Below are 12,828 nucleotides of genomic sequence, written 5' to 3' on the forward strand. Positions count from 1 at the left end.
GCATCACATGGCACATGTCATGTACCGCCGACGGGGGCGAAGAAACCTTTTCGAGGCGCGCTTGCAAGCGTCATCGCCCCCTGTTATGTTGGGTCTCCAAACTAACCCTTTGGTGGCTCTCCGGAGCCGGCCCCCCGTCCCTCTGCCCTCTAGGAGCACCCGTGCGACGACGCACATTCGCCGCTTCGATCGGCGCCGCCGCAATGGCCGCCACCGCCGTGCCCGGCATCGCCAACGCCAAGACCTCCGGCCGCTGCGAGGACGCCTACACCTGGCGCAACGCGGTGGTCAACGGCGGCGGCTACGTCCCCGGCATCGTCTTCAACGAAACCGAGGCCGACCTCGCTTACGCCCGCACCGACATCGGCGGCCTCTACCGCTGGCAGGAGGCCACCCAGACGTGGCTCCCGCTCCTCGACTGGGTCGGCTGGGACGACTGGGGCTGGACCGGCGTCGTCTCCGTCGCCACCGACCCCGTGGAGACGAACCGCGTCTACGCCGCGGTCGGGACCTACACCAACGACTGGGACCCCAGCCCCGGCGCGGTCCTCTACTCCGACGACCGCGGTGCCACGTGGGGCGTCGCCGAACTCCCGTTCAAGCAGGGCGGCAACATGCCCGGCCGCGGCATGGGCGAACGGCTCGCCGTCGACCCGGCCGACAACGCCGTCGTCTACCTGGGCACCCCGAACGGCAACGGCCTGTGGCGCTCGGGCGACCACGGCCGCACCTGGGCGAGGGTCGAGGCGTTCCCGAACGCGGGGAACTTCGTGCAGGACCCCGGCAGCGACTACTCCGACGACAACCAGGGCGTCATCTGGGTCGAGTTCGACCAGGCCGGCCGCATCTTCGTCGGCGTAGCCGACCCGGCCGACCCGCTCTACGTCTCCGAGGACCGGGGCCAGACCTGGCAGCCCGTCCCCGGCGCCGCCGCGATCGGATCGGTGGACGGCAACAAGACGATCCCGAAGCAGGCCGCGATCGACCACGCCAACGGCCACCTCTTCATCGTCACCAGCTGGGACCCGGGCCCCTACAACGGCGCTCCGGCCTCCGGCAAGGGCGGCGCGATCTGGCGTCTCGACCTCGCCACGGGCGACTGGGCGGACGTGACCCCGTCCTACAGCCCCGTCGGCAAGACCCCGGGCTTCGGCGGGATCACCGTCGACCGCCAGCGCCCCGGCACGCTCATGGCCGCCACCCAGAACAACTGGTACCCCGACGAGATCCTCTACCGCTCCCGGGATTCGGGCGCGACCTGGGAGACGAGCTGGGACTACGCGTTCGACGCGAACTGGTCGTGGCCGCCCGAGCGGGTCGACCGGTTCGCCATGGACGCTTCGGGGAGCGAGTGGCTGTCGTTCGGCGGTGTCGACGACGGCCCGTCCTATGCGGTCAAGCACGGCTGGATGATCGACGCGCTGGCGATCGACCCGCACAACTCGGACCGGATCATGTGGGGCACGGGCGCCACGATCTGGGGCACGGAGCAGTTGACCGCCTGGGACGGGCAGGGACCGCTCGTGGGCTGGGACGAGGAGGCGGGGCACCAGGTGCCGCTGCCGGTGGAGCAGTTCACGGTGGCCGTGCGTGTGGACGGTCTGGAGGAGACCGCGGTGCAGGACATCGCGGCGCTCGGCGGCACGCTGGTGACGGCGACCGGGGACCTCGGCGGGTTCGTGCAGGACGATCTGGGGCGGTCGGGCGTGCAGATCCGGCGTCCGGACTGGTCGTCGGGGCGGAGCGTGGACTTCGCGGCGTTGAGGCCCGAGATCGTGGTCGGTTCCGGTGACGTGCACGGCGATGTGGACGGCCATGTGGGCGTCTCGGTCGACCGGGGCGCGACCTGGTTGACGACCAAGCGGCTCGAAGGCGTTGCGGGAGGTGCGAACGGCGGCACGGTCGCGGTGAGCGCGGACGGCGGGGTGATCGTGTGGACGCCCGGCGACGGGACGACCGCGCCGGTGTTCAGTTCCGACCTCGGCCAGACGTGGACGCCGGTGGACGGGCTGCCCGCGGGTGCGAAGGTGCGCGCGGACCGGGTCAACCCGAACCGCTTGTACGCCTTCGCTTCCGGGAAGTTCTACGCGAGCGCGAACGGCGGACTGAGCTTCGCCGAGACCGGCGCGTCGGGCCTGCCGCCGACGGGCGATGTGGACTTCCGGGCGGTGCCGGGCAAGCGCGGGCACCTGTGGCTGGCCGGGGGCAACGACCCCGACGCGGTCGACCCGTTGTACGGGATGTGGCGTTCGACCGACGGCGGTTCGTCGTGGAAGCGGATCCGGGACTTCGAGGAGGCCGACGCGGTCGGCTTCGGCAAGGGCCGTGGGCGGCGCGGCTATCCGGCGATCTTCGCGTCGGCGAAGTCGGGCGGGCAGCGCGGCATCTGGCGTTCGACCGATGAGGGGCTGAGCTGGCAGCGCGTCAATGACGACGCGCACCAGTGGGCTTGGACCGGAAAGGCGGTCTCGGGCGATCCGGAGGTGTTCGGCCGCGTCTACATCGCGACGAACGGCCGCGGGTTGATCTACGGCGACATCGCGGACTGACGGCCGCCGGACTATATTCCCTTGTAGACGCTCTGGGGAGCGACCGCGCCGGTCGCGGGACCAACCGTTCGGTCCCGCGACCGGCGCTTTCTCGTGCGCGGGCACGCTTCCACGGTGTATGCGGTTGGGTGGCATGAACTGTCGGTAATGCCCAATACGAACGGCTGATCGGCACCGGTAAGGTAATCGCATGAATAGCCCTGTATAGGAAGGACCACCCCTGGTGCCCGACGTGCCCTCCACTCGTCTGGTCTACGACGCCCTCCTGATCACCTCGCTCGACGATGCCTACAAGCCCGCCACCGGTCCTCGCGTGACCGGGCTCGGGATCGGCGCGGCGCTGCTGGCGGAGCTGGTGCTCTCGCAGCACCTGGCCGTGTGGACCGCGAAGGGAGTCGATCGGGTGTGCTTGGACGAGCGGTACCGGCCGCCGGAGGACTCCCTGGCGCTGTGGCTGGCCGAGCACGTCCGCGCCGAGCGCACCAGCCTCGCGGTGCGGGACTGGCTCGATTTCCTCGCCGCCGCCGACGTCTACACGAAGACCGCCGAGCACATGGCCATGCACGGGTTCATGGTCCGCCGCGAGTACCGCTCGCGGTGGCTCAAGCGGGTGGAGGTCGGGTTCGAGCCGAGCGACCCGCTCATCGCGAACGCCGTGTTCGCCAGGCTGCGCCGCCATCTGTCCATTTCAGAGCGCGCAATAGCGGTGGAGGACGCCTTCCTGCTGGCGCTCACCGAAGCGGTCGGCCTCTCCAAACCGCTCTACCACCAGTTGCCGTCCGGCGCACGCGTGTACGCCGGCAAGCGCAGGCAGGCGCTGCCCGCCGCGCTGCGCGCCCTCCTGGCGCACCTGGCCGCGGCGGTGGCGGACATCGCCATCACCGGCGGCCGCTGACACCACCCGCCACTGGAACAAGGAGTCCCGCCCCCATGCCCACTCCGTCCTCACCGCCGAGCGCGGTGCGAGCCGTCCTGGCCCGCGACAAGCTCGGCACGTTCAGTCTCCTGCACTTCTCCCTGACCGCCGCGACCCCGTTGACGGTGATCGCGGGCGGCGTCGTCGTCATGTTCGCCATCGCCGGCCAGACCGGCATCCCGCTGGGGTACGTGATCATCGCGGTATGCCTGTGGCTCTTCAGCGTCGGCTACACGACGATGTCGCGGCACATCACCAACGCGGGCGCGTTCTACGCGTTCATCGCGCGCGGCATCGGCCGCGTCCCCGGAGTCGCGGCCGCATGGGTCGCGGCGACCGCATACTGCGCCATGCAGATCAGCCTCTACGGCCTGCTCGGCCTCACCGCGCGGAGCGTCCTGTCCCGAATGGGCGCCGACGTGCCGTGGTGGGGCTGCGCGCTCGCCGCATGGCTCCTCATCGGACTCCTCGGCACACGCGCGGTCGACATCAACGCGAAGGTCCTGGCCGTGCTGCTGGTCGTGGAGATCGCGGTGATCCTGCTGTTCAGCGCTTCGAACTTCGTGAACGCCGCCGACGGCCTGCCGTTCGGGGTGCTGTCGCCGAACCAGCTGGGCGGCGAAGCGGCCGGAGCCATGCTGGCGCTGGCGGTCACCGGCTTCATCGGATTCGAATCGCCCACCGTCTACGGTGAGGAGGCGAAGGACCGGCGGCGCACGGTCGCCCGTGCCACCGTCGCCACGGTCGGCATCCTCGCGTTCATCTACATCTTCTCGTCGTGGTCGATCATCACCGCGGTCGGCGAGGACGGCGTCGTCGCGGCCGCCACGGACGACCCGGGGCTCATGTTCACCCTCGCCGGCGACCAGCTCGGCGCCCCGTGGGCGACCATCGGCGAGGTGCTGCTGCTGACCTCGGTCACCGCCGCGGCACTGAGCTTCCACAACACGACCGCACGCTACCTGTTCGCGCTCGGCCGCGAGCGCGTCGCGCCCGCCTGGCTGGGCCGGACGTCACCGCGAACCTCCTCCCCCTCCGCGGCGTCGATCACGCAGACCGTCATCAGCGGCCTGGTCCTCGTCACCTGGGTGGCCCTGGACCTCGACCCGCTCGTGCACCTGTTCTTCTACATGAGCACTTCGGCGGGGATCGGCCTGCTCGCGCTGATCGCCGCCTGCGCGATCGCGGTCGTCGTGTACTTCGCACGCGACCGGCGCGGGGAATCGATCTGGGCCGCGCGCATCGCGCCGGCGCTCTCGGTCTTCGCGCTGGTGTGGGTGCTGTACCTTTCGGTCCTGCACTTCCACACCTTGTTGGGTGTCGAGAAGGGATCGACGCTGCCGGTGCTCGTTCCGATCCTGTTCGCGGGACTGGCGGTCCTCGGCGCGGCGTGGGGCGCGTATCTGAAACGGTGCCGTCCGGAGGTGTACGCCGGGATCGGCCATGGAGCCAAGGCCGCGCTCGTGACCGAGACGGCCGAGCCGGTGGGGGTGGCCGGTGGCCGCTAGCGCCGCACGCGTGGCGGGGCTGCTCGCCGAGGCGTTCCTGCAGGTGCCTACGGCGGTCTGGCTCGTCGAAGACCCGGCAGAACGCGTTGCGGCCGTCAAGGGCCAGTTCGAGATCCTGGTGGAGCACGCGCTCGCGCACGGCGGCGTCCTCACCTCCGGCGCCGAAGGCGCGGTCGTCTGGTTCGACCGCACCGCGGACGAGCCGCCCGTCTCCGGATACGAGGAGCGCCTGCGAGAGGCCTGCGGGAAGCACTACGAGGGGTTCGCGGAGCTCGACCGGATCATGGACGAGCACCACCCCGCCGAGCCGCACAACTACGTGGCGCTCGTGGGCGTGCGCGCCGACGCGCGCGGGCGCGGCATCGCGAGCGGCATGCTTCGCCGCCACCACGCGCGACTCGACGCGACCGGCACCCCCGCATACCTGGAGGCGGTCTCGCCGCAGACCGCGAACCTGTATGCGTCCCTGGGCTACCGGCCGCACGGCGAACCGTTCCGCATCGGCGAGGGCGGGCCGCCGCTCTACCCGATGTGGCGGCCCGCGTCCACCAAGTGACACGAGCGTGGACGAGCGGGCGGCCGCGCCCTAAGGTCGGGGCCATGCAGCACCGACGGGCCGGCCGCCAGCTCGACGCGCCAGGCACGCCGCGATGACCGGACAGTGGTGGCTCGACCTGCTGCTGGCGATCGTCGGGGGCCTCGCGCTGGCCTGGACCGCGCTCGTCATCGCCCTGGCGGTCGCCGGCCCGCGCGGGCCGCTCCTGAAAGCGGCGCTGCGTGTGCTCCCGGACCTGCTCCGGCTGCTGCGGCGCCTCGCGGCCGACGCCGATCTGCCCCGCGGCGTGCGCATCCGGATGGGCCTGCTGTTCGCCTACCTCGCGCTGCCCTTCGACCTGGTCCCCGACTTCATCCCCGTCCTCGGCTACGCCGACGACGCGATCATCGTGGCCCTCGTCCTGCGCTCAGTCGTGCGCCGGGCGGGCATCGAGGCCGTGCGCGGCCACTGGCCCGGCACCGGGGACGGCTTCGCCGTCCTCTGCAGGCTCACCGGACTCCCAGTGCCGCGCAGCGAGACTTGACCGCCGACGGGATCGGCGCAGGCGACCGGCTCGGCCGGACCCAGCCGGTGCAGGCGCGCCCGCACGGCCCCGCAGACGCATCGGGTCCAGGCCGTCGACCATCCGGGCCGCGGCGGGCTGGCTCAAGCCGATACAGCGCCCGAGGTTCGTCACGGCCAGGCCGGGCCGGGCAACCGGTTCGCGAGGAAACCTCCTGGCGGATTCGACGGCCGCGTGAAAGGGTGTCGCGGTGCAGGACTCCTCCCCCGTCATGGCGGTGCGCCGATGACCTTCCAGACCCTCGCCCGACGCGTCCGCAACCCCGGACTCCCGCTCGGCCTCCGTTACGTCGCATTGCGCTCGGCCCTCGAGTACTACCGGCGACTCGGCTACCACGCCTCCTGGTCGTTCATCACCGGCACCGACGCGCGCAAGCCCCGGCCGCTCGACGAACCGGGGCTCCTCAACGCGTTGGAACGCTTGGAGACCAGTAGAAACGCGTGGCTGGTGGAGATGGAGGCCTTCGCCGAGAGGAGGACCGTGCTCAAACGCGAGCACGGCATCCCGGCCGACCGGGAAGAGACCCGGTACCGACAGGGCCGCCGGTGGTCGGGGCCGGACGCACATGCCGCCACGGTCGTAGCGGTCGCCCAGCAGTGGCGCCTCGACCGGCCCTACGCCGCGGCCGCGCTCATGGAGCCGTTCGCACCGCTCGAACAGGAGTTGTCCGGGCTCGTGGAGTCGTATCTCGGATCGGGTCTCGATGCGCAAGCGCTGCGACGACTTCCCGCCCTGCACCGCGACATCGACAACGTCCGTCGCGATCACGTCCGCAACTACCACCTCCGGCATCCGACGGCACGTCTCGGCAAGGTCGCCGAACTCATCCGCTACGAAGTGCTCCCGCTCGTGCGGCGCGGCTGGGTCGGCGACGCCGAGCGGATCGCCGATATCTTCTGGGCCGCACGCGGCCGGATGACTTACCTGCCGGACCTGTACACGTTCGACCAGACCCGTTGGTGGATCGAGCATGTCATGGCCCCGCAGTCGGAGCTGTGGATCGCCGAGCGGCGCGGGGTGCCGGTCGGATTCGCCGCGCTCAACGGCCGCTGGCTCGACCACCTGTACATCGAACCCGCCCATCAGGGACGGGGCATCGGCGAGGCGCTGCTCGCCCGGGCGAAACGGCGTCGCCCCGAACTCGACCTCCGCGTCTTCGAGCAGAACCACGGCGCCCGCGCCTTCTATGCGCGCCAGGGCTTCAGCCGGATCGGTTCCGGCGACGGGTCCGACAACGAGGAGCGCCTCCCCGACCTGCACCTGCGCTGGCGGCGTTAGAGGAGCTTCGCGAGGTCCGCGGCCGTGGCGAGGGCGCTCGCGGCGGGGTCGCGTTCGCCCTCGGCGAGGTCGGCCTCCTCGACCCGTCTCAGGAGATCGGCGGCCTTCGCGTTGTCGCCCAATCGCAGTGCGAGTTCGGCCCGGTAGACGAGGGCGTCGAGGAGTTCGGGCTTCGGGGCTTCGGCGCCGGCGCGCGCGAGCGTCGAGTCGAGGAGTTTGACCGCCTGGGCGGTATCGCCTTTGGCCTCGCCGAAGACGATCGCCCGCTCCAGCACCTTGCCGAGCTTGCTCTGCGGCGCTTCGGGTTCCGCGGTGTCCTCCTGCTGCGGGAAGATCCGGATGACGTTGCCGCTCGGGTCGGTCAGAGAGAACCCCGCGCGGTTGCCGGTGTTGGCGCGCTTGCGCGGGCGGGTCACGCGCGGCGTCCCCGCGACGAGGACCTTGCCGTGGACCTCGCGCATCCCGGCCGCGAACTCGTCCCACAGCTTGCCGGTGTCGGGCACGAAGACCAGGCAGGTGCCGTACGTCGTCTCGGGATCGAGCTGGTCGACGCCGAAGAAGTGGAGCTGCCAGTCGTCGCGGGCCACCACGATGTACGGGTTCGGCCGGGTCTGGCGGTAGGTCATGCGGAAGCCGAGCATCCGGTAGAACTCGGCGGTCTCGTCGATGGACCTGCACGGCAGCAACGGGACAGTGAACGCGCCGCTCATCGGGTTCCTTCCGGTTCGAGCGCGCGGGTCAGCGCGCGCAGGGCGGCCGTGGCGGCCTCGATCTGGGACGGGTCGAGCGACGCAGCCAGCGAGTCGGACCAGGCGGCATGGGCGCGTTCGACCTCGGCCAGCGCGCGTCGCCCCTCGGCGGTCGGGTCGAGGAGCAGGGCGCGGCGGTGGCGCGGGTTCTCCACAAAGGAGGCGAGGTCGTCCGCGACGAGTGCGGCGGCGGTCTGCTGGACGCTCTGGCGGCGCAGCCCCATCGTCCGGGCGATGTGCGCGACCGTGGCCGGGGCGTGGTCGATGACGCCGAGGACCTGCCAGCGGGCGCTCGTGAGCCCGGCCGGCCGAGCGAGGGCGTCACCGGCGGCGATGAGGGCACCGTTGGCCCGGAAGACCTCGATCGCGAGTTCGGACAGGGCGAGGCCGCGAGGGCTGAGCTGCTGCACGTCCTCGAGACTAGCCAATTGACAGGTACCTGTCAATTGTGTCCGAGGAGTGAGCGGTGTCACGACATCGCCTCAGGCCTTGCGAGTGGGGCCTGAAAGAACCCCGACCTGTCCGCGCACGCCGGTTCGCCTCCGGCGTGCCGTGGAAGCTCACCGCCATGAACGGCGACTCGACCGTGAACCTCACGTTCCACTTCTGGAGCGGCACGACCCTCGAGTACACCTTGGAGCGTTCGGGCACGACCGTGACCGGCAGTGCCGCTTGAGGTCCGAGCCTCCTGACCGCGGCATCGCCTAGCAGAGGCCGCCTCATATAAACAAGTCCGAGAACGGAGCGCCCGGTTGCCGCGCGCCCCGTTCCACGCCCGACCTGGGAGCGTCGCCGCAGTGTGGAGGGCCCGAAACGGTTGCCGCGACCGGTGTGCGCGCGCTCGTGTTCGACTCCCCGATGGGCTAGTCTGAAGCGACGTCCCACACCGGTGAGGGACCCGCTTGCGCGCTCCAGCGCCGAGCACGCCGCGACTGCCCGACGCGGCGCCCCGCTCCCCTGTCACCTGCCCATTCAGCGCCGATTGGATAGTCTTGAACGACGCAGTTCCCCAATGGTCGCCGCCGGAGATCGACCCCACGGTCCCCTCCACCGCGCGCGTCTACGACGCGCTGCTCGGCGGCCGGGACAACTTCAAGGTCGACCGCGAGGCCGCCGAGATCTTCGCGAACCGAATCCCCCAGGCACGAGAGGCCGCGCGACTCAACCGGTCGGCGCTCATCCGCGGCGTCCGGTACATGGTGCGCCGCGGCGGCATCGACCAGATCCTCGACATCGGCTGCGGACTGCCGACCGCGCAGAACACCCACGAAGCGGCCCAGGAGATCAACCCCAACGCCCGAGTCGTCTACGTGGACAACGACCCCATGGTGCTCTCGCACGGCCGCGCCCTCCTCGCCGACAACCGCACCACCACTGTGGTCACCGCCGACCTGCGCGAACGCGGACGGATCCTCGACCACCCCGACGTGCGCCGCCATCTCGACTTCGACCGGCCGATCGGCCTGGTGATCGTCGGGATGATCATGCAGATCTCCGACCACGAGTCGCCCGACGACATCATCGCCGAGCTCATGAAGCCGCTCGCTTCCGGCTCGCACCTCTTCCTCACCGCCTGGCCCGACACCGGCCACCCCGCCCAGCGCGGACTGTCGCAGGCGTGCCTGGAGACGCTCGGCAACGGCTGGATCAGGCCGATCGAACGCCTGGAACGGCACTTCCAGGGCATGCCGATGGTGCCGCCGGGCCTCGAATACGTCTCGCGCTGGTACCCGGAGGAGCCCGACCGGGAGGTCCCCGCGGTCGAGGACTTCGAGCCCTACGAGCGCACGCAGATGGCCGGCATCGCGGTCAAGCCCTGACGGAGGACGCGCCGCCCGTGAGCGGGCGCATGAGCTGTATATCGATCGCTCTGACTGTCCTGACTGAGCCCCAGCCCAAAGGCGAGTGGGCGGCGGCCGAGCCGTAGATTGGTACCGCGCAGCGTGTTCGAGAAGAGAAGAGACCGCCAATGCCCATGCTCGAGATCCGCCGGCACAGCAAGCGCAATGGAGACGAGGCCGTCCACCTCTCTCAAGAGGGGGTCGAGCTGGCGCGCTGGTCGGGAACCCTCATGGGGCCCTTCGAAGTCGTCGCCGCGAGCGTCGCACCGCGTGCCCGCGAGACGGCGATCGCGATGGGATTCGCGGTGACCCTGGAGCTCCCGACCCTGCCGAACGTCAACGGGTTCTTGCAGGAGTCGCAGGCGGCGACGTACGACGTCGGGGCCCCGTTCACCCGGCTCGCGCGACTCGTGAACCGGCGCGGCAGCACCGCATCCGACTACGCGCACGCGCTCGCGCGGCAGTGGTCGGACCTGATGGCGCCGCTCGGGCCCGGCGACGCGGCCCTCGTGATCGGCCACGGCGGGCACATCGAATGCGGGCTCGTGACGCTGTTCCCGGACGCGAACCACGACGAGTGGGGCGCGCTGTTCGGTTACATGGAAGGCGCACGGCTGCATTACGACGCGGTCGCCCGGCGCTTCCACGACATCGAGTTCGTGCGCAGCTGAGCGAACGAGCCGACGGAGGGGCCGGGGATTCCCGGCCCCTTCTCGTCTCAGCCCTTCCCGACCCGGATCGCCAAGCGCGGCAGGTACCAGATCGCGGCGGCGGTCGCGGCGAGCGCGTACAGGATCAGCAGCGGGACCGGGAAGCCGAGGGCCACACCGGACTGCTCCAGTTCGAGGTTCTCCAAGGCCGAGATCATCGGGCCGGAGGACAGCATGTCCTGAAAGGTCAGCTGCTGCCAGAACAGGTCCTGGGCGTTGACGAGGAGCAGCACGAGGCCCATGAGCCCGGTCATGGGCCAGGCCGCGTTCAGGAAGGCCAGGCGGGTCGCGCCCGGTTCGGCTCCTTGCGCGAGCGCGGCGCGGCGTCGGTCCTCCAGGCCCCAGAACAGGGCCGAGAAGACGAACAGGAGCGGGATCGCGATCCAGGCCCGGGGCGGGAACGACCCGATGACCATGTACTCGCCTTCACCCGCGACGGTCTCGAGGTTCGCGGCGCCGAGGGGCCCGGAGCCGATGAACAGCCAGGGCGCGAAGAGCAGCAGCAGCCAGCGTGAGGCGTTCCCCAAGGGCCGCAAGGCGCCGATGGCGTAGCCGCCGAGGGCGGCGACGGGCAGCGCGACGGCCGTCGTGACGAGCGGCGGGCCCCAGGTGCGGCGGATCGCGAGCCACAGGTCCGCGCCTTCCCTCGTGTCCTCGCCCATGCGGGCGAGCCAGGGCAGCAGGTAGAAGCCGACGGCGGCGAGCAGGAGCAGGAACGCGACCAGGCCGAGGACGGTCGCCCGGGGCCGTGCCGACGCGGGGTCGACCGGGTCCGTGTCGCCACGGGTGTCACCGGGGCTCCGGTCGGGAGCGGGGATGACGTCGATCCTGGTGCGGGCGGCGATGAACACGAGGGCGGCGCCGACGCCGAGCGCGGCGAGGATCGCCATGAGCAGCACCGACATCGCGGTGGAGAGGCCCGGGGAGATTCCTGAGTAGAGGCCGTTGAAGATCTGGGCGACGGGGGTCTCGATGCCCTCGGGCAGGTCGCCGACGATGCTGTAGGCGAAGGTCTGGAGTCCGGCGGCGGCGATGGCGAACGCGGCCAGGCAGGCGGTGACGAGGAGCCCTGACCGCTTGCCGGTCTCGGTGCCTCGCATGGCGGCGAGTCCGGCGAGGACGCCGAGGCCGACCACGGCGCCGGAGCTGAGGCCGGCCCAGTCGTACAGGCTCGCTCCGCGATCGCTCTCGGAGACGACGCGATCGATGAGCCAGGCGACGGTGAGCGCGGCGGGGGCGAAGGCGACCGCGGTGAGGCTCCAGACGATGTGCGAGGTGGTGCGCAGGCGCGGGCCCGCTCGGTGGAGGAGCAGGGCGGCGAGCGGGGCGAGGACGGCTCCGGCGAAGATCATCGCGACGGTCGGTCCGATGAGGCTGGTCAGGCCTTCGGCGAAGGCGCCGTTGGCGAACACGTCGTCGTAGTTGGCGGGGCCGACGGTCTCGGCGGAGCCGAAGACGCTGAGTCCTTCGATGCGGCTGAGCTGGATCGTGCGGATCGTGGGCAGGAGATAGGCGCTCACGGCGGCGATCACGGGCGCGGTGAGGAGGATGAGGCCGAGGATGACGCGGCCGACGTCGGTCTGGTTCTGCAGCAGTGTCGAATACAGCGGGTCGAGGTCGGTTCGACCGGTCGATCGGGGACTGGCAGGGGCGGGCTCGCTCGGGGTTTCTGGCTGGTTCCTGGAGATGGCGCCGGTGGAGCCGGTGCTGGTGCCGTCGGGCTGCAGGGGCGGGTTGCGGTTCGGGGAGGGCAGGTACTGGGGCGCGATGCGGGCGGGGGCGGAACGGGACGACGGGGGCGGTCCGCCGGCTCGGGGCGGTTGGTCCATGAACACTCCTGTATGGATAAAGGGTGGGAGGTCAAGAAAATTATGCTCCACGTCACCTAACGGAAATCAAGCGGGCGTGGTAGCCGGACCTACAACGATTACCAGCGCAGTAATACATCACATGTCACCCATGACGCGCTATTGCAAATGGCGTGATTGCGGCCTGACGGCAAGCCCGACCGCCAGATCCCGGAGGCTCAGGCATCTGACCGCCGCGCCCGCCGATGCGCCACGCGCCAACGTCCTACCCCGCCCCCTCCCTAGCCCGACTCCCCTTCCCTGCCCCCGAGTCCCGACTCCTGCCCTCAACTCCCGACTCCCCGCCCCGCT

The 12,828-nt window shown here is 70.8% G+C and carries 12 protein-coding genes; 9 read left to right on the forward strand and 3 right to left on the reverse strand.

What is annotated here, in order from left to right; translation table 11 throughout:
• The first annotated feature begins 161 nt into the window (after window positions 1–161).
• From JHY01_RS07610 to JHY01_RS07635, 6 genes are all read left to right on the forward strand, one after another.
• Window positions 162–2,549 carry a xyloglucanase gene (locus JHY01_RS07610; RefSeq protein ID WP_205325016.1) on the forward strand — a complete coding sequence of 796 codons (2,388 nt, stop codon included), beginning with the start codon at window positions 162–164 and terminating at the stop codon, window positions 2,547–2,549.
• Between the two features lie 223 nt (window positions 2,550–2,772).
• On the forward strand, window positions 2,773–3,444 hold the full coding sequence (locus JHY01_RS07615) for a GPP34 family phosphoprotein (RefSeq protein WP_205325017.1): 672 nt from the start codon (window positions 2,773–2,775) through the stop codon (window positions 3,442–3,444).
• 35 nt (window positions 3,445–3,479) lie between these two features.
• A complete protein-coding gene (locus tag JHY01_RS07620; RefSeq protein ID WP_205325018.1) occupies window positions 3,480–4,973 on the forward strand; it encodes an APC family permease in 1,494 nt (497 codons plus the stop codon).
• Window positions 4,963–5,529: an N-acetyltransferase gene (locus JHY01_RS27655; protein WP_205325019.1), complete on the forward strand. Its 567-nt coding sequence runs from the start codon at window positions 4,963–4,965 to the stop codon at window positions 5,527–5,529. Before JHY01_RS07620 ends, JHY01_RS27655 begins: the two co-directional genes overlap by 11 nt.
• Window positions 5,530–5,623: 94 nt before the next feature.
• The gene (locus JHY01_RS07630; protein ID WP_205325020.1) at window positions 5,624–6,052 is read left to right on the forward strand and encodes a YkvA family protein; all 429 of its coding nucleotides are present in this window, start codon (window positions 5,624–5,626) and stop codon (window positions 6,050–6,052) included.
• A 264-nt stretch (window positions 6,053–6,316) separates the two neighbouring features.
• Window positions 6,317–7,369 (forward strand): GNAT family N-acetyltransferase, encoded by a 1,053-nt coding sequence (locus JHY01_RS07635; RefSeq protein WP_205325021.1) that lies wholly within the window; start codon window positions 6,317–6,319, stop codon window positions 7,367–7,369.
• Here JHY01_RS07635 and JHY01_RS07640 read toward each other — a convergent pair.
• Window positions 7,366–8,079 (reverse strand): hypothetical protein, encoded by a 714-nt coding sequence (locus JHY01_RS07640; RefSeq protein ID WP_205325022.1) that lies wholly within the window; start codon window positions 8,077–8,079, stop codon window positions 7,366–7,368. The two genes, JHY01_RS07635 and JHY01_RS07640, sit on opposite strands and share 4 nt — an antisense overlap.
• Window positions 8,076–8,546, reverse strand: coding sequence for a MarR family winged helix-turn-helix transcriptional regulator (locus tag JHY01_RS07645; protein ID WP_205325023.1), 471 nt, complete (start codon window positions 8,544–8,546; stop codon window positions 8,076–8,078). Before JHY01_RS07645 ends, JHY01_RS07640 begins: the two co-directional genes overlap by 4 nt.
• A gap of 38 nt (window positions 8,547–8,584) precedes the next feature.
• On the opposite strand from JHY01_RS07645, the gene JHY01_RS27660 reads away from it, so the two are divergent.
• The 3 genes from JHY01_RS27660 (at window position 8,585) to JHY01_RS07660 (ending at window position 10,630) form a co-directional block, all read left to right on the forward strand.
• Complete coding sequence (locus tag JHY01_RS27660) at window positions 8,585–8,794, forward strand: hypothetical protein (RefSeq protein ID WP_205325024.1); 210 nt, start codon at window positions 8,585–8,587, stop codon at window positions 8,792–8,794.
• Between the two features lie 316 nt (window positions 8,795–9,110).
• Entirely contained in the window at window positions 9,111–9,938 is an 828-nt protein-coding gene (locus JHY01_RS07655) for an SAM-dependent methyltransferase (protein WP_205325025.1), read from the forward strand.
• A gap of 149 nt (window positions 9,939–10,087) precedes the next feature.
• Window positions 10,088–10,630 carry a hypothetical protein gene (locus JHY01_RS07660; protein WP_205325026.1) on the forward strand — a complete coding sequence of 181 codons (543 nt, stop codon included), beginning with the start codon at window positions 10,088–10,090 and terminating at the stop codon, window positions 10,628–10,630.
• A gap of 47 nt (window positions 10,631–10,677) precedes the next feature.
• Here the strand turns inward: JHY01_RS07660 and JHY01_RS07665 are convergent, their stop codons facing one another.
• On the reverse strand, window positions 10,678–12,498 hold the full coding sequence (locus JHY01_RS07665; RefSeq protein WP_205325027.1) for a hypothetical protein: 1,821 nt from the start codon (window positions 12,496–12,498) through the stop codon (window positions 10,678–10,680).
• Between the last annotated feature and the right edge of the window lie 330 nt (window positions 12,499–12,828).

Origin of the sequence: Glycomyces sp. YM15, assembly GCF_016918015.1 — a bacterium.
Classification (GTDB): domain Bacteria; phylum Actinomycetota; class Actinomycetes; order Mycobacteriales; family Micromonosporaceae; genus Glycomyces.